Source organism: Azospirillum sp. UENF 111221, from assembly GCF_058780625.1.
The window spans coordinates 342,801-364,185 of the sequence record NZ_JBSNCH010000001.1; the positions used below are offsets into that span (position 1 = coordinate 342,801).

Below are 21,385 nucleotides of genomic sequence, written 5' to 3' on the forward strand. Positions count from 1 at the left end.
TCCTTCCTCCCCATTGCACCCGACATGTTCTGTTCGGCGACATGTTTCGTTCGGATTGCCGGACCCCGGGCTCCCGCGTGGCCGCAGTGTTGGTGTGGCCGCATCGTTGCGTTCTGAGGTCCGGTCCGGAAAAAAGGTGACGGGCTGGGGCTCTCTACCACCAACTTAGGGTTGCTGGCATGCCAAATGCCCCATGCCCGCCCCTACGATCATCAGTTTGACGGATGATGTCAATACGAACCATTTGCCGGACGGACAACGGGCATGCGGATTGTCGATTTGTATCCATTGGATTTCCGCAGAGTGGGAAAATGACCGTCTCGGAACTGGCCGAAAGAGACGGGCCCTGCGATGATGACCGGCCCAACGGAAGGACGCGGTGCCATTTCACCTCCCGTCTCACATCCCCTGTCATTGCCCGAGCCGCCGCTGCTGGCGATCACCGACCGCCGGCTGGCCGACCGGCCGATGCCGCAGGTGGCGGAGCGTCTGTTCGCCTGTGGCGTGCGCTGGCTCTCCTTGCGGGACAAGGACTTGCCGGATAGGGAAAGGCTGGATTTGGCTCGCGCACTGATTGCATGCGCCCGTCCGTGGGGAGCCCGCGTCACCCTGCATGGCGATCCGGCGCTGGCCGCCGCGGCCGGCGTGGACGGGGTGCATCTGCCAGCCCTCGGCGATCCGGCGGCGGCGCGCGCGCTGCTCGGGGCCGGGGCCCTGATCGGGCTGTCTCTCCACGACTCGGACGGTGCGGCGGCGATGGAGCGGGCGGCCGGGCAGGTCGATTATGTGACCGTCTCGCCGGTTTTCCCCTCCGCCAGCAAGCCGGGCTACGGGCCCTGCCTGGGCGAGGCGGGTGTGCGGCGATGGGTGGATCTCGGGGCGCGCTGCGGCGTGCCGGTGATCGGGCTGGGTGGTCTCGACCGGGCGGATGCGGTGGCCGGATGCCGGGCGGCCGGGGCCGCGGGCGTTGCGGTGATGGGGCTGGCGATGCGCGACGCGCAGGCGCTCAAGCCTCTGCTGGCGGCGCTGGCGGCGGCGGGGGACGATCTGCCGCGCTGAGGCCGGCCGTCGGCGCGCTTCACGCCTGTCCCCCTGGACATTTCAGCGCCTTGCATGCATCTGGTATGTAGGATACGAAAACGCCGAAGGTCCCGAACCGGGGACCCGCCTGGCGGCGCCGCAACGTCCGGCGAGACATGAGGACATCCACTCCATGACCTTTCCCGCTCTCAACGTCCAGCCCCTCGACACCGGAACCACCTTCCGCAGTCAGGTCTATCACGCGCTGAAGCAGGCGATCACGGAGATGGACATCTATGACCATGACCGCGAGATCCGGCTGGACGAGCGGCAGCTCAGCGACAAGCTCGGCGTCAGCCGCACCCCGATCCGCGAGGCGCTGACCCTGCTGGAGCAGGAGGGCTTCATCCGCCTGCAGCCGCGCCGCGGCATCTTCGTCGTCCGCAAGACCAAGACCGAGATCGTCGAGATGATCCAGGTCTGGGCTGCACTGGAGAGCATGGCCGCCCGCATGGCCGCCGACCATGCCCCGGCCGCCGAGATCCACAAGCTGTGGGACCTGTTCGGCAGCTTCGAGCAGCGCAGCCCGAAGGACCATGTCGGCGAATATTCCGACGCCAACATCGCCTTCCACAAGAGCATCATCCAGCTGAGCGGGTCGAAGCTGATCCAGGACGTCACCGACAACCTGTTCATCCACATGCGGGCGATCCGCAAGCTGACCATCGGCCAGGAGGACCGGGCCGAGCGCTCCATCCACGACCACCGCGCCATCATCAAGGCGCTGGAGGACCGCGACGCCAACCTCGCCGAACGGCTAGTGCGCGAGCACACCATGGGTCTGGCCGCGCATGTGGAGAAGCACTGCGACTTCCTGGAATGACTGTTTGGGAGTGAGGACCGGGCCCAGGGCGGTTCCCGCCGCCCTGGCCGCAGCTCGCCTTCAAGCGGGCACCGCCTCCTTCTGCGCCGTTTCCAGCTTCGGCACATCGTCGCCGTCGATGGTCACCACCCGCAGCGAGTTCGTTTTGCCCGGCGTGCCGAAGGGAACGCCGGCGGTGATCACCAGCGACTGGCCGGACTTGCCGATGCCGGTCTCCGCCGCCGCCGTCAGCGCACGGCCGACCATCTCCGAGAAATTCGCCACGTCGTCGGTCAGCACGGCATGGACGCCCCAGGCCAGCGACAGCCGCCGCGCCGTCGCCTCGTTGGCGCTGAGGCCGAGGATCGGCACGCTGGGCCGCTCGCGTGAGGCGCGCAGCGTGGTCGAGCCGGTGGTGGTGTAGGTGACGATGGCGGCGGCGCTGATGGTTTCCGCCACCTGTCGCGCGGCGGCGGTCAGCGCGTCGGGGGCGGTCGCCTCCGGGCTGGGATGGTCGGCATCCATGATGCGGCGGTAGAGCGGGTCGCCCTCCACCCGGCGGACGATGCGCTCCATCATCGCGACCGCCTCGACCGGATAGCGGCCGGAGGCGGACTCCGCACTCAGCATCACCGCATCGGCCCCGTCATAGACGGCGTTGGCGACGTCGGAGGCCTCGGCGCGGGTCGGGGTCGGCTCCGACACCATCGATTCCAGCATCTGGGTGGCGACGATCACCGGCTTGCCCATGGCGCGGCTGAGCCGGATCATCTTCTTCTGCAGGCCCGGCACGTCCTCCGGCGGCAGTTCAACGCCGAGGTCGCCGCGCGCCACCATCACCGCGTCCGACAGCTCGATGATGCGGTCGAGTGTCGGCAACGCTGCCGGCTTCTCGATCTTGGTCATCACATGCGCGCGGTTGCAGATCAGCTCGCGCGCTTCCAGGATGTCCTCCGGCCGCTGGACGAAGCTGAGGCCGATCCAGTCGACCCCGAGGTCGAGCCCGAAGGCGAGGTCGCTGCGGTCCTTCTCCGACAGGGCGCTCAGCGCCAGCGCCGCACCCGGCACATTGACGCCCTTGCGGTCGGACAGGGTGCCGCCGGCCACCACCTCGGTCTCCGCGAAGTCGGGGCCGCAGTCCAGAACGCGCAGACGGATGCGGCCGTCGTTCAGCAGCAGGTCCAGGCCGGCCTCCAGGCTGGCGAACACCTCCGGGTGGGGCAGGCAGACGCGGCGGCTGTCGCCCGGCCGGCGGTCGAGATCCAGGCGGAAACGGTCGCCGATGGCGAGATCCACCGGCCCGAAGCCGAAGGTGCCGACCCGCAGCTTCGGCCCCTGGAGGTCGAGCAGGACGCCGATCGGCCGGCCCATGGCCTTTTCGGCGGCGCGGATGCGGGCGAAGCGCTCCGCATGTTCGGCCTGGGTGCCGTGGCTGGCGTTCAGGCGGAAGACATTCACGCCCGCCCGGGCGAGCGCCGTGATCTGGCTTTCCGACGAGCTGGCGGGGCCCAGCGTGGCGACGATCTTTGTGCTGCGGTGAAACGGCATGACGACAGCCTTCCTCCGCCCGGCCCTTTGCGAAAAGGGGCGGGACTGGCGAACGATGATGAGTTGAGGGTCGGTGTTGGCCCGATGCTGGAAGTCCTAGGCCGGACGGTCAAACGGCGCCCGATCCTTATTCCGCATCGTGAGAGTGGTTCCACCTGCCGCACATGGACAGCCGGCCGGCCCGTCGGCGACACTGGGGCATGCCCGAGACCGCGCCGCAAAGCCCCGTTCCACCCCATCCCGCCGCCACGCTGATCCTGTTGCGGGACGGGCTTGAGGGGCTGGAACTGCTGGTGATGGAACGCCATGCCGGCCTGCGCTTCGCCGCCGGCGCCACCGTCTTCCCCGGCGGCCGGCTGGAGGCGATGGACCATGATCCGCAGTGGCGTCGGTTCTGGCCGGATGGAGACCCGCCGGCCGATCTGGCGCATCGCGTCGCCGCCTTGCGGGAGTGCGCGGAGGAATGCGGCGTGCTGCTGTCCCGCGATCCGCTTGCGTCCGGCGCTCTCGACGATTTGCGCCGGGCGCTGGCGGCGGGGGAGGGATTCGCCGCGGCGCTGGCGCGGGCAGGGGCTGTCCCCGCCCTCGACCGGATGGCGCCGCTGGCACGCTGGGTGACGCCGGAGACGCTGCCGCGCCGCTTCGACACGCTGTTCTATCTGGCTCCGGCACCGGAGGGACAGCAGCCGGTCTGCGACGGCGGCGAGGCGGTCGGAACCCTGTGGGCGAGCCCGCGCCGCCTTCTGGCGGAGGCCGGGGCCGGACAGCGGCGGCTGGTCTACGCCACCCGGATGACCCTGCTGCGGCTGGCGGACTGTGCCGACAGGGCGGCGGCGATGGCCCTTGGCCGTCCCGGGCCCGACTTTCCGCCGCCGATCATGCCGCGTCTGGTTGAAACCCCGACCGGTCCGGTGCTCCGCATTCCGGAGGGCTGCGGCTTTTCGCCACTGGAGACCCCGGCCGAAAATGTTAGGCTTGGGTAAGATTAGGTAAGTCGGAACCGGTTTCCGCGATGTGAAAATTGCGCGATGGTGCTATTGTGCGACGCGGAATGCGCAATCAATCTCCAGACTGACGCACGGTGCCGGATCCCGCTGAGGGGAATGGCGGCAGGGGCGGAGGCAGGAGGATCGCGCAATGGATGTCGGGTTCGTCGGAAACGGGGAGATGGCCGATGCGATCATGGATAGGCTGCGGCAGGCCGGGCACCGGCTGCATCACGACCGCCATGGCCGCGGCGCGTTCCGTCACCAGGCCGGGATGTGCGACGTCGTGATGATGCTGTTGCCCGATGTCCGCGCGGTCGAGGCCGCCCTGTTCGGCGACGCCCGTTTCGCGAACGACGGCTTTGCCGGCGCACTGCCGCCGGGCACGCTGGTGATCGACCTGTCCCGCATCCCGCCCGCCGAGGCTTCGGCCAACGCCGCGCGGCTGTCCGGCATGGGGGTGCTGACCGCCGATGCGCCGCTCCCTCCCGGTTTTATCCCCGGCTTTGCCATCGATCTGGGCGGCAGCGATGCGGCCTGCGCGCGGGCCGAACCGCTGCTGCGGCTGTTGAGCGATGGCGTCGTCCGTGCCGGAGGACCCGGTGACGGGCAGCGGGCGCATCTTGCCCGGACTGCGGACAGGAAGAACGACGATCCGGATGGACTGCACCGGCTGCTGCGTCTGATGGCCTTCGACGGGCCGGCCGAACCCATGTTGAGTGCATCATGAACAGCTTGACCGCTCCCGACATCGCCACGCTCCGCCATCCCGCCGCGCTCGTCCCGGCCGCTCTCGTTCGGGCCGCCGTACCGGACGTGATCGTGCCCTTCGGGGCTGGGCTGGGCGCCGGACCGGGCGATGGCCGGGCCGATGTCGGGCGGCTGGGCAACAAGGGCGCGCGTCTGGTGGAGATGGCGGCGCTGGGCATTCCGGTGCCGCCGGGCTTCGTCATCGCCGCGGAGGCCGGGCGCGGGCTGGGGGCGCAGGATGCGCTGCCGGTCGGCCTGATCGAGCGGATCGACGGCGCCGTTTTGGCGCTGGAACGGCAGGCCGGGGGGCGTTTCGGCGATGCCGAGCGTCCGCTGCTGCTGTCGGTCCGCTCCGGTGCGGCGGTGTCGATGCCCGGCATGATGGACAGCATCCTCAATCTCGGCCTCAACGACCGCAGCGTCGAGGGGCTGGCGGCGACGTCGGGCGACGCGCGCTTCGCCTATGACTGCTATCGCCGGCTGGTCCAGTCCTTCGGCTGCGTGGTGATGGGCGTGCCCGGCCACCGGTTCGAGGCGCTGCTGGACGAGCACAAGGAGGAGCGGGCGCTCCAGCGCGACGGCGACCTGACGGCGGAGGACTGGCGCACCCTGCTGCCGTCCTTCCTGCGGCTGGTGGAGACCCGTTGCGGCCGGCCCTTCCCCCAGGATCCCGCCGAACAGCTGCGTCTGGCGGTGGCGGCGGTGTTCCGGTCCTGGATGAACCCGCGGGCGGTGGCCTTCCGCGCCCTGCACGACGTTCCGGAGGATTCTGGGAACGGCGGTGACGGTGCAGGCCATGGTGTTCGGCAACCGCGGGCCTGATTCCGGCACCGGCGTGCTGTTCACCCGCGACCCCTCGACCGGCGCCCCCGGCCTGTGCGGCGAGTTCCTCGCCGACGCCCAGGGCGAGGATGTGGTGTCCGGTACCTGCGACCCCGACCCGCTGAGCGCCAGCCAAGCGAATCCCGGCCGCTCCATGGAATGCCGCCTGCCGTCGGCCTATGCCGAGCTTTGCGCGGTGGCGGACCGGCTGGAGCGTGCCTTCGCCGACATGCAGGACATCGAGTTCACGGTGGAGGGCGGGCGCCTGTTCATCCTGCAATCGCGCAGCGGCAAGCGGTCGTCCGAGGCGGCGGTCCGCATCGCCGTCGATCTGGCGGAGGAGGGGATCATCGCCCGCGACGAGGCGGTGCGCCGCGTCGATCCGCAGGCGCTGGACGAGCTGCTGCGCCCGACCCTGACGGCCGATGCGCTGGCGGCGGCCATCGCCACCGGCCTGCCGGCCTCGCCCGGAGCGGCCACCGGCCGGGCCGCCTTCACCACCGACGAGGCGGTGCGGCTGTCGCGCGGCGGGGCACCGGTGATCCTGTGCCGGCCGGAAACCTCGCCGGAGGACATCCACGGCATGCAGGCCGCGGTTGGCGTCGTCACCGCCCGCGGCGGCTTCACCAGCCACGCCGCAACGGTCGCCCGCGGCATGGGCCGGCCCTGCGTCTGCGGCGCCCGCATGCTCCGCATCGATGTCGAGGAGGGGGTGATGCGGGTCGGCGAGGTGACCATCCGCACCGGCGACCTGCTGACCATCGACGGCAGCAACGGCGCCGTGGTGCTGGGGGCGGCCCCGTTGCAGCGGCCGGCCCCGGACGGCGCGACCGCCCGGCTGCTGGACTGGGCGCGCGCCTGCGGGGTGGGGCAGGCGACGGATTGAGAGGACAGGGGGCAGGCTTGCGCGCCTGCTCCCCATCCAGCGCTCCTTAGGCGCGCATCAGCGCCGTCAGATGGGCAGCGCAGCCTTCCGCCAGACCGGTGGCGTCATAGCCGCCCTCCAGCGCCGACACCACGCGGCCGCCGCAGACGCGGTCGGCAAGCTCGACCAGCTTGCGCGTCACCCATTCAAAATCCTCGTTGGTGAGGCCGAGCTGCGCCAGCGGATCGCGCTTGTGGGCGTCGAAGCCGGCGGAGATCAGCAGCAGTTCCGGCTGGAACGCCTCCAGCGCCGGCAGGATGACGCGCTCCACCGCCTGGCGGAACTCGACGGAGCCGCTGTAGGGCTCCAGCGGCAGATTCAGGATGTTGCCGTCGACGCCGCGCTCCCAGGAATTGCCGGTGCCGGGATAGAGCGGCGACTGGTGGGTCGAGGCGAAGAACAGGTTGGGGTCGTCGGCGAACATCGCCTGCGTGCCGTTGCCGTGATGCACGTCGAAATCGACCACCGCGACGCGGGTCAGCCCATGGATTTTGCGGGCATGCTCCGCCCCGACGGCGATGTTGTTGAAGACGCAGAACCCCATGGCGCGGGCGGGTTCGGCATGGTGGCCGCAGGGGCGCACCGCGCAGAAGGCGTTGGTCGCCTCGCCGGCCAGCACGGCATCGACCGCGGCGCAGACCGACCCGGCCGCCCGCAGGATCGCGCCGCGCGACCCTGGCGACAGCAGCGTGTCGCCGTCCAGCCGCTGATAGCCGTCGGCCGGGACCGCGGCCAGAACCGCATCGACGTAAGCGCGTTCATGGACGCGCGACAGCTGTTCCACATCCGCTTCGGGAGCGGACCGGCGCTCCAGGTCGCGGAACTCCGGCCGATCGAGCACCTGCCACACCACGGCCAGCCGTTCCGGCGCCTCCGGGTGGCCGGGGCCGGTGTCGTGCGCGAAGCAGTCGTGATGGGTGAAGATCAGGGTGGTCACGGAGGGTCACTCCCATGGCAAAGGCGCCGCCGGACTGGATGTGCCGGCGGCGCCGCGGTCGGGTGGGGTGGGTAAGACGGATCAGTGGGCGTAGGTGGCCGCGGACGGCGGCTCCGCGACCGCGGTGACGGTGCCGTCCAGCTCCTGCAATTGCAGCCGGGTGAAGTCGCGGGCGCTGACGACGCCGACCAGATGACCGTCCTCCAGAACCGGAAGATGGCGGATGTGGTGCTGCTCCATCAGCTGCAAGGCCTGCCGCACGCTGTCGGACGGGGCGCAGGTCACCGGCTGGCGCGTCATCAGCTGCGACACCGGCATCGCCATCAGCGAGCTGCCGCGCTCCAGCAGGGCGTGCACGATGTCGCGCTCCGACAGGACGCCGGCCAGCGTGTTGCCTTCGGTGCGGCAGACGTCCTTGACGACCAGGGCGCTGATGTTCTCCGCCTTCATCAGGCGGATGGCGTCGGCGACCGTCGCACTGGTCCGCACGGCGACGACGCGGGCTTGCTTGGTGCGCAGGATGTGTTCGACCTTCATGGCGGGACTCCTGATCGGCTGCGGCTGGCGGGAAAGCCATCTGTGGGGCGGCCCGTCTTCAGGGCCGGCAGGGCGCCCGGCCGGGCGTCTTGCTTTGAATATGGTATGCCAAATACTGTACGCCAATCAAACAATTTCGATGGCCAATGTTGGCGGCGGCCCTAATTTTCAGGCCGTCTCATACGATGGTGCAGCGCAACGGGCTGCGCTCTGTTGGCTCATGATACCAACGCAGCACAGCGCAACAGTTGGTAATGCGATATGTTTGTTGCGCATGCAAATGGACGGAGGCATGCGGTATGCGCATGTCCGGCATCATGTACCTTGTATACCAAAAAACTTGAACCAATTGCTGCGCTGCGTCATAACGGAACGGTCACGCCGAAGCCGACCAAACAAAAAAGCACCCCACCGAGACACTGGAGCGATGAACATGTTGGAAATGCTGGTTCTGGCGCTTGTGCTGTCCGTCTTCGGCGGCACGGTCCATTACATTCTGTCGATGCAGATCGCCAATGCGGGCAAGACGCAGCGCGATTTCTCCTCAGCCCCCCTTCGCCTCGCCAATCCGACCGAAGCCGATCTCAAGGAACCCGAAGACGAACTGCCGCCGGGTCCGGCCTGGGCGAGCTTCCCGCGCGCCTTCTGATCCGCGCCTCTTCCTTCCTGTCATCGTGAGAAAGACGGCCTCCCAAGGGCCGTCTTTTTCGTTTCCGGTCTTCGGGTGTCTTTCCCCGGTCAGGCGAGCGGCAGCACCAGCTGGAAGCTTTTGATGGTCATCCGCTTGCGGTGGTAGAAGCGGTGGGCCTCGCCGCGCTGGATGCCGGAGATGATCTCCATCTGGGCGCAGCCGCGCTCCCGCGCCTCGCCGGCAAGCCAGTCGAACAGCTTGTCGCCCAGCCCGTAGGAGCGCTTGGCCGAGCTGGTCACCAGATCCTCGACATACATATAGCGACCGCGCGACAGCGTCTCGTGGACGCGGAAGCCGCCACAGCCGGCGATTTCGCCATCCAGCCGCAGCAGGGCGAGGTTGTAGCCGTCGTCCATCTGGCGGCGGATCTGCGCGCGGTAGGCTTCGGGGTCGGTCATGTGGGTCCGCAGCTCCTTCATGATCGGGTAGCTGGCGGCGATATCGGCATCGTCACGCGCCACGACGATCTCAATGTTCTGCTGCTGGTCCATGGCGGTCGACTCCTTATCAATATGGGTTCTGCCCGGATGGCATCGGCGCCGGCGGTCCGTCCCTGGCGCTGGCATACCATATGCCAGTAGATTGTCCGGCCGAAAGCTGGCCTGCCACACTTTCCGCGTGCCGGAAAACCAATAGCCGGCAGCAGGCCCCGCAGCGACACGAATGCAGCCTGCGGAAACAGTTCGTGCCTTCCACTAATCGCTTGCGCGGCATTCGGCATCTGGTATACCATATTGATAATTCCAGATCGGATCAGGACCGCACCGATTTGGCGGGGGGCGAAAATCCGCCTCCCACAGCAGTGCAGCGCCCCGGGGCCGCATCCCCGCCGCGCTGTCACTCAGAGCAAACAACAGCATCAAATTCCGAAGCATCTCAGAAGACACCCAAAGAAAACGCCTAAAGCATCAAAACAGAAGCGACGCCCGAATCGGCAGAGAACCGCTTCCTAGGAGGAGATAGAAGATGCAGCATACGAATTCGGAGGCGCAGGGAGCACCGCTCGGCGGCCGCTGGATGCAGTTGGTCATCGGCGTGATCTGCATGTCGATGATTGCGAACCTGCAATATGGCTGGACGCTGTTCGTCAACCCCATCGATGAAAAGTATCATTGGGGCCGTGCCGCCATTCAGATCGCCTTCACCATTTTCGTCGTGACCGAAACCTGGCTGGTGCCGGTCGAGGGCTGGTTCGTCGACAAGTTCGGTCCCCGCATCGTCGTCGTGGTCGGTGGCATCCTGTGCGCCCTGGCCTGGGTCATCAATTCGTTCGCCGACTCGCTGGCGCTGCTCTACATCGGTGCGGCCGTGGGCGGCGTCGGTGCCGGCGCCGTGTACGGCACCTGCGTCGGCAACGCGCTGAAGTGGTTCCCGGATCGCCGCGGCCTGGCCGCCGGCCTGACCGCCGCCGGCTTCGGCGCCGGTTCCGCCCTGACGGTCGTTCCGATCGCCAACATGATCCAGACCTCCGGCTTCGAGCAGACCTTCCTGGTGTTCGGTCTGGGCCAGGGCCTGATCGTCTTCGCGCTGGCCTGGTTCCTGAAGGAAGCCGACCCGGCCCTGCTGCCGAAGACCAAGAGCAACATCGTTCAGAGCCGCCGCAACTACACCCCGCAGGAGACGCTGAAGTCGCCGGTCTTCTGGGTGATGTACCTGATGTTCGTCATGGTCGCCGCCGGCGGTCTGATGGCCACCGCCCAGCTCGGCCCGATCGCCAAGGACTTCCACCTCGACGGCATGCCCGTCAGCATCATGGGCCTGACCCTGCCGGCGCTGACCTTCGCCCTGACCATCGACCGCGTGCTGAACGGCGTGACCCGTCCGTTCTTCGGCTGGGTGTCCGATCATATCGGCCGTGAAAACACGATGTTCGTCGCCTTCGCCATCGAAGCGGTCGGCATCCTGGCGCTGAACCAGTGGGGTCACAACCCGGTCGCCTTCGTCATCCTGACCGGTCTGGTGTTCTTCGCCTGGGGCGAGATCTACAGCCTGTTCCCGTCCTGCTGCGCCGACAGCTTCGGCTCGAAGTTCGCCACCACCAACGCCGGCCTGCTCTACACCGCCAAGGGCACCGCGTCGCTGGTCGTTCCCTTCGCCAACGTGATCGTGTCCTCCACCGGCAGCTGGCAGGCGGTGTTCTTCTTCGCCGCCGCGGTCAACGCCATCGCCGCCTTCATGGCCCTGTTCGTCCTGAAGCCGATGCGTGCCCGCCAGATCGCCGAGGACACCACCCAGCCGGTCGGCAAGCTGGCGGCCGAGGGCGCCGACTGAAAGCACCGCGGACCGTCCGCCGAGAGAGTTCCCGTTGACCGGGGGGCCAGCCGGAACTCTCAATAAGGGCGGAACAGTTACCGCCGAAAAAAAACGACAAACCGGCATCGGGACCACCGCATTGGTCCCGGTGTCGGTTTGTCGCGTTTTGGGGGGCAGGCCGTGAACCGCATCCACGACCCGCACCTCCGACTGACAGGTCCCGGCAGAGAACGCTGGGAGACTGATATTCTGTATACAGAATACGGGTTGCATCGTCAACACGGATCGAAAGGGGTGGGTCGGTCATGTTGGGTATTCTTGTCCTGATGCTGGCGGCCTTCTGTTCCGGCGCGCTCAACGCCGTCGCCGGGGGTGGCGCCTTCATCACCTTTCCGGCCCTGCTGTTCGCCGGCGTGCCGCCGGTGGCCGCCAACGCCTCCAGCACCGTGGCGCTGTTTCCTGGGCAGGCGGCCAGCAGCTGGGCCTATCGCCGGGAGATCGCCGCCGGCGGCCAGGTCAATGTCCCGGTCTTCGCCGCCCTCAGCCTTGTCGGCGGGCTGGTGGGCGCGCTGCTTCTGCTGGTGACGCCGAACGCGACCTTCGCCCGCTTCGTGCCCTGGCTTCTGCTGTTCGCCACCTCCGTCTTCGCCATCGGCGCCTATGCGCCGGGCATCGTGTCCCGGCTGCGGCTGGGCGGGCGCAGCGTGCTGGTGGTGCAGTTCCTGATCTCGATCTATGGCGGTTATTTCGGCGGCGGCATCGGCTTCCTGATGCTGGCGGCGCTGACCCTGTTCGGGCTGCGCGACATCCACGCCATGAACGGGTTGCGGCTTTTGCTGGCGATGTTGATGAACGCGGCGGCGGTCGGCACCTTCATCGTCGCGGGCGCCGTGTCCTGGCCGGAAACCGTGGCGATGGCCCTGGCGGCGGTGGTTGGCGGCTATGCCGGCGCCATGGGGGCGAAGCGGGTCGATCCCAAGCTTCTGAAGACCTTCGTGGTCATCATCGGAACGGTGCTGACCCTGTACTTTTTTGCGAATGGAGCCTGATCCGGACCGGGTGTGGACGGCGTCCGCAATCTCAACCGTGCCCCCACATTCCGCATTGACATACGGTATGTGGTATACCAAACTCCAGACACAGTTTGCGCGACAGACTGTTGGATGCCGCTGCAAAGCAACCGGTCAGCCGATGGATGCGGCCGGTGTGGGCAGGCTGGCGTCGTCCAGCCCCACAGCATTCAAAAAGTGAAATCGGGGGAGAGGGGAATCCGGCATGAAGATTTGCATCTACGGATCCGGGGCCATCGGCGGCTACCTCGGCGTTCGCCTGCATCAGGCAGGTGCCGAAGTCAGTCTGGTGGCGCGTGGCGCGCATCTGGCGGCGATGCGCGAGAACGGCGTCACCTTGCTGATGGGGGAGGAGAAGACCGTCGTCCACCCCCGCTGCACCGACAACCCGGCCGAACTCGGCCCGCAGGATTATGTGATCGTCGCGTTGAAGGCCCACTCCGTCCCCGGTGTCGTGCCCGCGATGCAACCGCTGCTCGGTGACCACACCGCCGTCGTCACCGCGGTCAACGGCATTCCCTATTGGTATTTCTACGGCACCGGCGGCGAGTTCGACGGCCGCACGCTGGAAACCGTCGATCCGGGCTCGGTCCAATGGAACGGCCTGGGTCCGCAGCGCGCCATCGGCTGCGTCGTCTATCCGGCGACCGAAGTGGTGGAACCGGGCGTCATCCAGCATGTCTATGGCGACAAATTCTCCCTCGGCGAGCCGGACGGGTCGAAGTCGGACCGCGTCGTCGCCCTGTCGAAGGCGATGGAGGCCGGCGGCCTGCGCGCGCCGGTGCTGGACCGCATCCGCGACGAGATCTGGCTGAAGCTGTGGGGCAACCTCTGCTTCAACCCGATCAGTGCGCTGACCCACGGCACGCTGGAAGTCATCTGCGGCGACGCCGACACCCGCGCCGTCGCCAAGGCGATGATGCTGGAGGCCAAGGACATCGGCGACAAGCTGGGCGTCCATTTCCGCGTCGATGTGGAGCGCCGCATCAACGGCGCTGCCGCGGTGGGCGCGCACAAGACCTCGATGCTCCAGGATCTGGAGCGCGGCCGGCCGATGGAGATCGACCCGCTGCTGTCGGTGGTGCAGGAGATGGGCCGCATGGTGGGCGTGCCGACGCCGACCATCGACGTGGTGCTGGCGCTGGTGAAGCAGCGCGGCGAGACCGCCGGCTGCTACAGCCGGCCGCAGCCCGCTGCTCCCGCCCGCACGCCGGAAGCGGTGGCGGCCCAATAACCAAGTCAGGGCAACCAAAGTCAGGCGACGCGGCCGGCGCAAACCCGGACAGGGTCCGCGCCGGCCGCCTCAAGGGGGGTGGAGCGTCATGAAGGTCGAGGACATTCTCCGCAAGAAGGGCACGCGCATCGGAATGGTGCGCATCAATGAAACGGTCTCCACCGCGCTGCGCCTGATGAAGGCGGAGAACACCGGCGCGCTGGTGGTCAAGGACGTCTGCCGCACCGAAGGCAACACGGTGGTCGGCGTCATTTCCGAACGCGACGTCGTCCGCGCTCTGGTCGACCGCGGTCCCGCCATCCTGGAGCAGGCGGTGTCGGCGCTGATGACGCGCGATCCCTACTGCTGCAGCCCGTCGGACTCCGTGCGCCATGTGCTGAGCCTGATGGACGAGCATGGCATCCGCCATGTTCCGGTTCTGGAAGGCTCGACCCTGGTCGGCGTCGTCAGCGTCCGCGACCTGATCCGCCGCCAGTTGGAAGAGCTGTCGGGCGAGGGCGTTCCGGTCGCCGCTGCAACGGCTGCCGCCACGGCCGCCGCCACGGCCGCCGAGGGCTGGGACTTCCCGGTCGTTGCCAACCAGTGAGTGTTGCGGGTGGGGCCGGCGCATGTCCGCCGCCCCACCCGAGTTGCCGCTTCGGCGCTTGCCCGCCCTGATCCGGCCCTGGCCCGGACGCGGGCCGATTATTGCCCGCCGCCAAGGCCGGCCTTCGAAAGCAAAACGACATGAAGATCGCGATACCCAGGGAGCGCCGCCCGGGCGAGCGCCGCGTCGCCGCGTCTCCCGAAACCGTCAAGAAATTCAAAGCCCTCGGTCTGGATGTGGTGGTGGAGAGCGGGGCCGGCCTCGGTTCCAGCCTTCCTGACGCAGCCTTTGAGGCGGCGGGGGCCGCCATCGCCGCCGACCAGGCTTCGGCGCTGGCCGATGCCGACATCGTGCTGAAGGTCCAGCGCCCGCTCATCGCTGCGGAAGGTGGTGAGGACGAACTGGCGCTGATCCGCAAGGGCGCGCTGCTGTTCGCCATCCTCAATCCCTACAACAGCCGCGACCATGTGAAGGCCTACGCCGATGCCGGCGTCAACGCCTTCGCCATGGAGTTCATGCCGCGCATCACCCGTGCCCAGGTCATGGACGTGCTGTCCTCCCAGGCCAACCTCGCCGGCTACAAGGCCGTCGTCGATGCCGCCTCGGAATATGGCCGCGCCTTTCCGATGATGATGACCGCCGCCGGCACCGTGCCGCCGGCGAGAGCCTTCATCATGGGCGTCGGTGTCGCCGGCCTCCAGGCCATCGCCACCGCCAAGCGCCTCGGCGCCATCGTCTCGGCCACCGACGTGCGCCCGGCGGTGAAGGAGCAGGTTCAGTCGCTGGGCGGCAGCTTCGTCGCAGTGGAGAACGACGAGTTCAAGCAGGCCGAGACCGCCGGCGGCTATGCCAAGGAGATGTCGGACGACTACAAGCGCCAGCAGGCAGCCCTGGTCGCCGAGCACATCAAGAAGCAGGACCTCGTCATCACCACAGCACTGATCCCCGGCCGCAAGGCGCCGATCCTGGTGACGGCGGAGCATGTGGCGTCGATGAAGCCGGGTTCGGTGATCGTCGATCTGGCGGTGGAGCAGGGCGGCAACGTCGAGGGCGCCAAGCTGGGCGAGGTGGTGACCACGGCCAACGGCGTGAAGATCGTCGGCCACGCCAACTATGCCAGCCGCATCGCCGAGAGCGCCTCGCTGCTCTACGCCAAGAACCTGCTGGCGCTGCTGACGTCGCTGCACGGCAAGGAAACGGGCGTCTCCGTCAACTGGGACGACGAGATCGTCAAGGCCATCGCGCTGACCCGCGACGGCGCCATCGTGCATCCTGCCTTCGCGGACGCCCGCGAAGCGCAACCCGCGTGAGGAGGCGGATCCCATGGAACACCCGGATCCCGCAAGCAACATCGCCGCGTTCCGCCAGACCCTGGCGGCGCTGACCAATCAGGTCGACGCGCTGGCCGTGCAGGTGGCGCAGCTGTCGCCGGTCCCGGTGACCGAGGCGGCAAGCCATGGCAGCTTCTTCGTCACCGGCCTGACGGTGCTCGTTCTGGCCTGCTTCGTCGGCTATTACGTCGTCTGGCGCGTCACTCCGGCCCTGCATTCGCCGCTGATGGCCGTCACCAACGCCGTGTCGTCGGTCATCATCGTCGGCGCGCTCGTCGCCGCCGGCCCGGCCGGCTTCGGTTTCTCCAAGGTCCTGGGATTCCTTGCCGTCATCCTGGCATCCGTCAACATCTTCGGCGGCTTCCTCGTGACCCAGCGCATGCTCTCCATGTTCAAGAAGAAGGGCAAGTAAGACCATGGAAACCTTGTCCGCCCTTCTCTATCTCGTCGCCTCCATCTGCTTCATCATGGCGCTGCGCGGGCTGTCCAGCCCGGAGACCTCGCGCCAGGGCAACATCTACGGCATGGTCGGCATGACCATCGCCATCCTGACCACGCTGGCTTCGCCCATCGTCCAGTCCTACTGGATGATCGTGCTCGGCATCGCCATCGGCGGCGCCATCGGCTATGTGGTGGCCAAGAAGATCGAGATGACGGCGCTGCCGCAGCTGGTCGCCGCCTTCCACTCGCTGGTCGGTCTGGCCGCCGTCTTCGTGGCGCTCGCCGCCTTCTACTCGCCGGAGGCCTACGGCATCGGCCTCCGCGGCGCCATCGCCAAGGGCTCGCTGATCGAGATGGCGCTGGGCACCGCGGTGGGTGCCATCACCTTCACCGGCTCCATCGTCGCCTTCGCCAAGCTCCAGGGTCTGGTCACCGGCAAGCCGCTGGTCTTCCCGATGCAGCATCCGCTGAACGCGGCGCTCGGCGTGCTGACCGTCATCCTGATCGGCTGGCTGGTGCAGTCGAACGCCGATGTCGCGATGTGGCTGATCGTCATCGTGGCGCTGGCGCTGGGCTTCCTGCTGATCCTGCCGATCGGCGGCGCCGACATGCCGGTGGTCATCTCGATGCTGAACAGCTATTCCGGCTGGGCGGCCTGCGGCATCGGCTTCACCCTGCAGAACAACCTGCTGATCATCACCGGCGCTCTGGTGGGATCCTCGGGCGCGATCCTGTCCTACATCATGTGCAAGGGCATGAACCGCTCGATCTTCAACGTCATCCTCGGCGGCTTCGGCGGCGAGGCGGCGGGTGCCGCGGCCGGTGCCAAGGGTCCGCAGGGTTCGGTCAAGGCCGGCTCTGCCGAGGACGCCGCCTACATCATGAAGAATGCCCAGTCGGTGATCGTGGTGCCCGGCTATGGCATGGCGGTGGCCCAGGCCCAGCATGCGCTCCGCGAAATGTCCGACGCGCTGAAGCACGAGGGCGTCGACGTGAAGTACGCCATCCACCCGGTGGCGGGCCGCATGCCCGGTCACATGAACGTGCTGCTGGCCGAGGCCAACGTGCCGTACGACGAGGTGTTCGAGCTGGAGGACATCAACCGCGACTTCGGCACGGCGGACGTCGCCTTCGTCATCGGCGCCAACGACGTGACCAACCCGGCGGCCAAGACCGACCCGACGAGCGCCATCTACGGCATGCCGATCCTGGACGTGGAGAAGGCCAAGACGGTGTTCTTCATCAAGCGCGGCATGGCCGCCGGCTATGCCGGTGTCGAGAACGAGCTGTTCTTCCGCCCCAACACCATGATGCTGTTCGGCGACGCCAAGAAGGTCACCGAAGAGGTCGTCAAGGCGATGGAAGCGTAACGGACACTGCGACGGAAAAAGCGCGCCGCTCCGGTTGGGGCGGCGCGCTTTTTCGTTTCTGGAGTGGGTGTTATCCCTTCACCAGATCGTCCAGCCGGAAGCCGGCGATCTTGTAGATTTCCTCCAGCGCTCGGCCGAATTCGACATCGGGCTCGTTCGCCACGCGCTCGCGCATCGCCGCCAGGATTTCCTGCTTGCTGCTGAAGCGCACCGCCATGATGAAGGGGAAGCCGAAGCGTTCCCGGTAGGCCCGGTTCAGGTCGCGCTGTTCCTGGGCCTCCGCCTCGGTCAGCTCGTTCAGGCCCGCTTTGGCCTGCTCGGTCTGCGAGAAGGCGGTCAGATTGGCCGGGCGGCTGGCGCGGTCGGCAAGGTCGGGGTGGGACAGGATCAAGGCATGCTGCCGCTCCGTCCCCGCCCTGCGCACGATGCCGGTCATCGCCGCGCGCAAGGCCGCGGCATCGGCGAAGGGGCGCTTGTCCCAGGCGGCGTCCGCCACCCAGGGGCTGTCCTCGAACACCGCACCCAGCGCCGCGACGAAGTCGGCGCGGTCCATCCGGTTCAGGTCGTCCAGGCTGTAGGGCATCTGCGTTCTCACGTCGCGGTGTAGGGGTGTTCGGCGATCCAGTGGCGGGCGATGTCGAGCCGGGTCGCCACCCACGCCTTGTCATGGCTGCGCACATAGTCGAGGAAACGCGCCAGCGCCGCCGCGCGGCCGGGACGCCCGACCAGACGGCAATGCAGGCCGATGGACATCATCTTCGGCGCCGTCTCGCCTTCCGCATAAAGCGTGTCGAAGCTGTCCTTCAGATAGGCGAAGAACTGGTCGCCGCTGTTGAAGCCCTGGTTGGTCGCGAAGCGCATGTCGTTGGCGTCGAGCGTATAGGGCACGATCAGCTGCGGCCGGCCATGGCTGTCGTCCCAATAGGGCAGATCGTCGGCATAGGAATTGGCGTTGTAGACGAAGCCGCCCTCCTCGGCGACCAGCCGCCAGGTGTTCGGGCTGCACCGCCCGAGATACCAGCCGAGCGGCCGTTCGCCGGTCACGCGGGTGTGGATTTCGATGGCGCGCAGCATGTGCTCGCGCTCCACCTCGGCCGGCAGATGCTGGTAGTCGATCCAGCGCCAGCCATGGGTGGCGATCTCCCAGCCGGCGGCCTTCATCGCGGCGACCACCTCGGGATTGCGCTCCAGCGCCATGGCGACGCCATAGACGGTGACCGGCAGGTTGCGCTCGGTGAACAGGCGGTGCAGCCGCCAGAAGCCGGCGCGGGAGCCGTATTCGTAGATCGACTCCATGTTCATGTGGCGGGCGCCGGGGATCGGCTGCGCGCCGACGATCTCCGACAGGAAGGCCTCCGACGCGGCGTCGCCATGGAGGACGCAATTCTCGCCGCCCTCCTCGTAATTGATGACGAACTGCACCGCCACGCGGGCGCCGCCCGGCCAGTTGGCCTGCGGCGGGGTGGCGCCATAGCCGATCATGTCGCGGGGATAGCCCTGGGGATGGGCGGTGTCGGTCATCGTCGTCTCGCCTTCACGCTGCGGTCGAAGCGGAACCTACGCTAAGCCATTGGCGGCAGGGGGTTCAATCGGCCGATTGGGCGCGGGGGTGAAGACAGTTTCCGGATTTTCGCGGGTGGGCAGGGGAGGGGACTGGGCTTAAGCTGCGGCATCCAGAGATGCATCGTTGCGGAGACCGTACCCCATGGGCCGCCTGACCACCCACGTCCTCGACATCGCCGCCGGCCGCCCGGCGCCGGGCATGCGCATCCGCCTGACCTCGCTCGACACCGGCACCGTTCTCGGCGAGTTCACAACGAACGCCGACGGCCGGCTCGACGCCCCGGCGCTCCAGGGCGAGGATTTCAAGTCCGGCCGCTACGAGCTGCTGTTCATGGCCGGCGAGTATTTCCGCCGCATCGGCGCGATCTCGGGCGCCATTGACGGTGATGGCCCGGACTTCATCGACGAGGTGCCGCTGCGCTTCGGCATCAAGGATGCGTCCCAGCATTACCATGTGCCGCTGCTGGTTTCGCCTTGGGCCTACTCCACATATCGCGGCAGCTGACGCTCCTCCCCGTTCGGCGCTGCTTTCCAGCCTGTGGAAAAGGCAACCCGTTGATTTGCCGTACCCACCATCCGCGCGCTTAGCTGTCCTCAGCAACAATCGCGTTTGGTGAGGAGTTCGAGCGATGGCGAGAATGACGGCGGCGGAAGCGGCGGTGCGGGTGCTGGAGCGGGAGGGCATCGACGTCTGCTTCGGCGTCCCGGGCGCCGCGATCAACCCCTTCTATGCGGCGATGCAGCGGCGCGGCACGATGCGCCATGTGCTGGCCCGCCATGTCGAGGGGGCCTCGCACATGGCCGAAGGCTACACCCGGGCCAAGGCCGGCAACATCGGCGTGTGCATCGGCACCTCCGGCCCGGCCGGCACCGATATGATCACCGGCCTCTACTCGGCCATCGCGGACTCGATCCCGATCCTGTGCATCACCGGCCAGGCGCCGCGTGCCCGCCTGCACAAGGAGGATTTCCAGGCGATCAACATCGCCGACATCGCCAAGCCGGTCGCCAAATGGGCGGTGACCGTGCTGGAGCCGGCGCAGGTGCCCTACGTCTTCCAGCAGGCCTTCCACCTGATGCGCAGCGGCCGTCCCGGCCCGGTGCTGATCGACCTGCCCATCGACGTCCAGATGGCCGAGATCGAGTTCGACGACGAGACCTACGAGCCGCTGGCCGTCTACAAGCCGTCCGCCACCCGTGCCCAGGTCGAGAAGGCGCTGGCGATGTTCGCGGCGGCGGAACGTCCGCTGGTCGTGGCCGGCGGCGGCATCATCAACGCCGACGCGTCGGACAAGCTGGTGGAGTTCGCCGAGCTGCTCGGCGTGCCGGTGATCCCGACCCTGATGGGCTGGGGCACCATCGCCGACGACCATCCGCTGATGGCCGGCATGGTGGGCTTGCAGACCGCCCACCGCTACGGCAACGCGACGATGCTGAAGTCGGACTTCGTGCTGGGCATCGGCAACCGCTGGGCCAACCGCCACACCGGCTCGGTCGAGGTCTACACCAAGGGCCGCAAGTTCGTGCATGTCGACATCGAGCCGACCCAGATCGGCCGCGTCTTCATGCCCGACCTCGGCATCGTGTCGGATGCCGGCGCGGCACTCGACCTGTTCATCGAAGTCGCGAAGGAGTGGAAGGCCGAGGGCCGCTTCAAGGATCTCGCCGGCTGGGTCAAGGATTGCCAGGGCCGCAAGCGGTCGATGCACCGCCGCAGCGACTTCGATCAGGTGCCGATGAAGCCGCAGCGCGTCTATCAGGAGATGAACAGCGCCTTCGGCCAGGACACCACCTACGTCACCACCATCGGCCTGTCGCAGATCGCCGGCGCTCAGTTCCTGCACGTCTACAAGCCGCGCCACTGGATCAACTGCGGCCAGGCCGGCCCACTGGGCTGGACCCTGCCGGCGGCGCTCGGCGTGCGGGTGGCCGATCCGAAGCGGCGCATCGTCGCCCTGTCCGGCGACTACGACTTCCAGTTCATGATCGAGGAACTGGCGGTCGGCGCCCAGCACAAGCTGCCCTACATCCATGTGCTGGTGAACAACGCCTATCTCGGCCTGATCCGGCAGGCGCAGCGCGCCTTCCAGATGGACTTCCAGGTCCAGCTGTCCTTCGAGAACATCAACGCGCCGGAGATCGGCGTCTATGGCGTCGACCATGTCGCGGTGGCCGAAGGGCTGGGCTGCAAGGCGATCCGCGTCACCGAGCCCGACCGCATCCAGGAGGCGTTCACCCAGGCCCAGGCCTGGATGGACCAGTATCAGGTGCCGGTCGTCGTCGAGCTGGTGCTGGAGCGGGTGACCAACATCTCGATGGGCGCCGACATCGACAGCGTCACCGAGTTCGAGGAGACGCTGGACCTGCCGGTGGACGAGAGCGAGACCGTTCTGGTCTGACGATCCGCTTCCATCCCGTCCGACCGGAAAGCCGCCGGGGCGCAGACGCGCTCCGGCGGC

Annotated in this window: 22 protein-coding genes; 16 read left to right on the top strand and 6 right to left on the bottom strand. The window is 67.7% G+C overall.

Going from position 1 to position 21,385, the window contains the following annotated elements; translation table 11 throughout:
• Positions 1–414 precede the first annotated feature (414 nt).
• The gene (locus ACWPN3_RS01470; RefSeq protein WP_492242210.1) at positions 415–1,059 is read left to right on the top strand and encodes a thiamine phosphate synthase; all 645 of its coding nucleotides are present in this window, start codon (positions 415–417) and stop codon (positions 1,057–1,059) included.
• 154 nt (positions 1,060–1,213) lie between these two features.
• Complete coding sequence (locus tag ACWPN3_RS01475) at positions 1,214–1,903, top strand: GntR family transcriptional regulator (RefSeq protein ID WP_109446984.1); 690 nt, start codon at positions 1,214–1,216, stop codon at positions 1,901–1,903.
• Between the two features lie 60 nt (positions 1,904–1,963).
• Here ACWPN3_RS01475 and pyk read toward each other — a convergent pair whose 3' ends face one another.
• Positions 1,964–3,430, bottom strand: a complete 1,467-nt coding sequence (pyk, locus tag ACWPN3_RS01480) for a pyruvate kinase (protein ID WP_492242209.1) — start codon at positions 3,428–3,430, stop codon at positions 1,964–1,966.
• Between the two features lie 200 nt (positions 3,431–3,630).
• Between pyk and ACWPN3_RS01485 the strand changes: the two genes are divergently transcribed.
• The 4 genes from ACWPN3_RS01485 (at position 3,631) to ACWPN3_RS01500 (ending at position 6,874) form a co-directional block, all read left to right on the top strand.
• Positions 3,631–4,413 (top strand): NUDIX hydrolase, encoded by a 783-nt coding sequence (locus tag ACWPN3_RS01485; RefSeq protein WP_492242208.1) that lies wholly within the window; start codon positions 3,631–3,633, stop codon positions 4,411–4,413.
• A gap of 184 nt (positions 4,414–4,597) precedes the next feature.
• Complete coding sequence (locus ACWPN3_RS01490; RefSeq protein WP_492242207.1) at positions 4,598–5,146, top strand: NAD(P)-binding domain-containing protein; 549 nt, start codon at positions 4,598–4,600, stop codon at positions 5,144–5,146.
• A complete protein-coding gene (locus ACWPN3_RS01495) occupies positions 5,143–5,988 on the top strand; it encodes a PEP/pyruvate-binding domain-containing protein (protein ID WP_492261015.1) in 846 nt (281 codons plus the stop codon). Before ACWPN3_RS01490 ends, ACWPN3_RS01495 begins: the two co-directional genes overlap by 4 nt.
• Complete coding sequence (locus tag ACWPN3_RS01500) at positions 5,948–6,874, top strand: PEP-utilizing enzyme (protein ID WP_492261016.1); 927 nt, start codon at positions 5,948–5,950, stop codon at positions 6,872–6,874. The genes ACWPN3_RS01495 and ACWPN3_RS01500 overlap by 41 nt, the downstream gene beginning before the upstream one ends.
• Before the next feature lie 46 nt (positions 6,875–6,920).
• On the opposite strand, the gene ACWPN3_RS01505 is transcribed toward ACWPN3_RS01500, so the two are convergent.
• Positions 6,921–7,850 (bottom strand): histone deacetylase family protein, encoded by a 930-nt coding sequence (locus ACWPN3_RS01505; RefSeq protein WP_492242205.1) that lies wholly within the window; start codon positions 7,848–7,850, stop codon positions 6,921–6,923.
• Positions 7,851–7,931: 81 nt separating this feature from the next.
• Positions 7,932–8,387: a CBS domain-containing protein gene (locus tag ACWPN3_RS01510; protein ID WP_492242204.1), complete on the bottom strand. Its 456-nt coding sequence runs from the start codon at positions 8,385–8,387 to the stop codon at positions 7,932–7,934.
• 427 nt (positions 8,388–8,814) lie between these two features.
• On the opposite strand from ACWPN3_RS01510, the gene ACWPN3_RS01515 reads away from it, so the two are divergent.
• Complete coding sequence (locus tag ACWPN3_RS01515; RefSeq protein ID WP_109446998.1) at positions 8,815–9,036, top strand: hypothetical protein; 222 nt, start codon at positions 8,815–8,817, stop codon at positions 9,034–9,036.
• A gap of 89 nt (positions 9,037–9,125) precedes the next feature.
• Here ACWPN3_RS01515 and ACWPN3_RS01520 read toward each other — a convergent pair whose 3' ends face one another.
• Positions 9,126–9,569 (bottom strand): GNAT family N-acetyltransferase, encoded by a 444-nt coding sequence (locus ACWPN3_RS01520; protein ID WP_085084000.1) that lies wholly within the window; start codon positions 9,567–9,569, stop codon positions 9,126–9,128.
• Between the two features lie 475 nt (positions 9,570–10,044).
• Here ACWPN3_RS01520 and oxlT point away from each other — a divergent pair, with 475 nt between their 5' ends.
• The 7 genes from oxlT (at position 10,045) to ACWPN3_RS01555 (ending at position 17,363) form a co-directional block, all read left to right on the top strand.
• On the top strand, positions 10,045–11,349 hold the full coding sequence (gene oxlT / locus ACWPN3_RS01525; protein ID WP_109447002.1) for an oxalate/formate MFS antiporter: 1,305 nt from the start codon (positions 10,045–10,047) through the stop codon (positions 11,347–11,349).
• A gap of 287 nt (positions 11,350–11,636) precedes the next feature.
• A complete protein-coding gene (locus ACWPN3_RS01530; protein WP_492242203.1) occupies positions 11,637–12,380 on the top strand; it encodes a sulfite exporter TauE/SafE family protein in 744 nt (247 codons plus the stop codon).
• Between the two features lie 226 nt (positions 12,381–12,606).
• Entirely contained in the window at positions 12,607–13,635 is a 1,029-nt protein-coding gene (locus ACWPN3_RS01535; protein WP_109447006.1) for a 2-dehydropantoate 2-reductase, read from the top strand.
• A gap of 88 nt (positions 13,636–13,723) precedes the next feature.
• Complete coding sequence (locus tag ACWPN3_RS01540; RefSeq protein WP_109447008.1) at positions 13,724–14,221, top strand: CBS domain-containing protein; 498 nt, start codon at positions 13,724–13,726, stop codon at positions 14,219–14,221.
• A 140-nt stretch (positions 14,222–14,361) separates the two neighbouring features.
• Positions 14,362–15,531, top strand: coding sequence for a Re/Si-specific NAD(P)(+) transhydrogenase subunit alpha (locus ACWPN3_RS01545; RefSeq protein WP_492242202.1), 1,170 nt, complete (start codon positions 14,362–14,364; stop codon positions 15,529–15,531).
• Between the two features lie 13 nt (positions 15,532–15,544).
• A complete protein-coding gene (locus tag ACWPN3_RS01550; RefSeq protein ID WP_042704241.1) occupies positions 15,545–15,964 on the top strand; it encodes an NAD(P) transhydrogenase subunit alpha part 2 in 420 nt (139 codons plus the stop codon).
• A 4-nt stretch (positions 15,965–15,968) separates the two neighbouring features.
• Positions 15,969–17,363 (top strand): NAD(P)(+) transhydrogenase (Re/Si-specific) subunit beta, encoded by a 1,395-nt coding sequence (locus tag ACWPN3_RS01555; protein WP_492242201.1) that lies wholly within the window; start codon positions 15,969–15,971, stop codon positions 17,361–17,363.
• Between the two features lie 70 nt (positions 17,364–17,433).
• On the opposite strand, the gene uraD is transcribed toward ACWPN3_RS01555, so the two are convergent.
• Positions 17,434–17,946, bottom strand: a complete 513-nt coding sequence (gene uraD / locus ACWPN3_RS01560) for a 2-oxo-4-hydroxy-4-carboxy-5-ureidoimidazoline decarboxylase (RefSeq protein ID WP_492242200.1) — start codon at positions 17,944–17,946, stop codon at positions 17,434–17,436.
• An 8-nt stretch (positions 17,947–17,954) separates the two neighbouring features.
• Positions 17,955–18,884, bottom strand: a complete 930-nt coding sequence (puuE, locus tag ACWPN3_RS01565) for an allantoinase PuuE (RefSeq protein ID WP_492261017.1) — start codon at positions 18,882–18,884, stop codon at positions 17,955–17,957.
• A gap of 184 nt (positions 18,885–19,068) precedes the next feature.
• Between puuE and uraH the strand changes: the two genes are divergently transcribed.
• Complete coding sequence (gene uraH / locus ACWPN3_RS01570; protein WP_492242198.1) at positions 19,069–19,431, top strand: hydroxyisourate hydrolase; 363 nt, start codon at positions 19,069–19,071, stop codon at positions 19,429–19,431.
• 124 nt (positions 19,432–19,555) lie between these two features.
• The gene (gene gcl, locus ACWPN3_RS01575) at positions 19,556–21,325 is read left to right on the top strand and encodes a glyoxylate carboligase (RefSeq protein WP_492242197.1); all 1,770 of its coding nucleotides are present in this window, start codon (positions 19,556–19,558) and stop codon (positions 21,323–21,325) included.
• Positions 21,326–21,385: the final 60 nt, after the last annotated feature.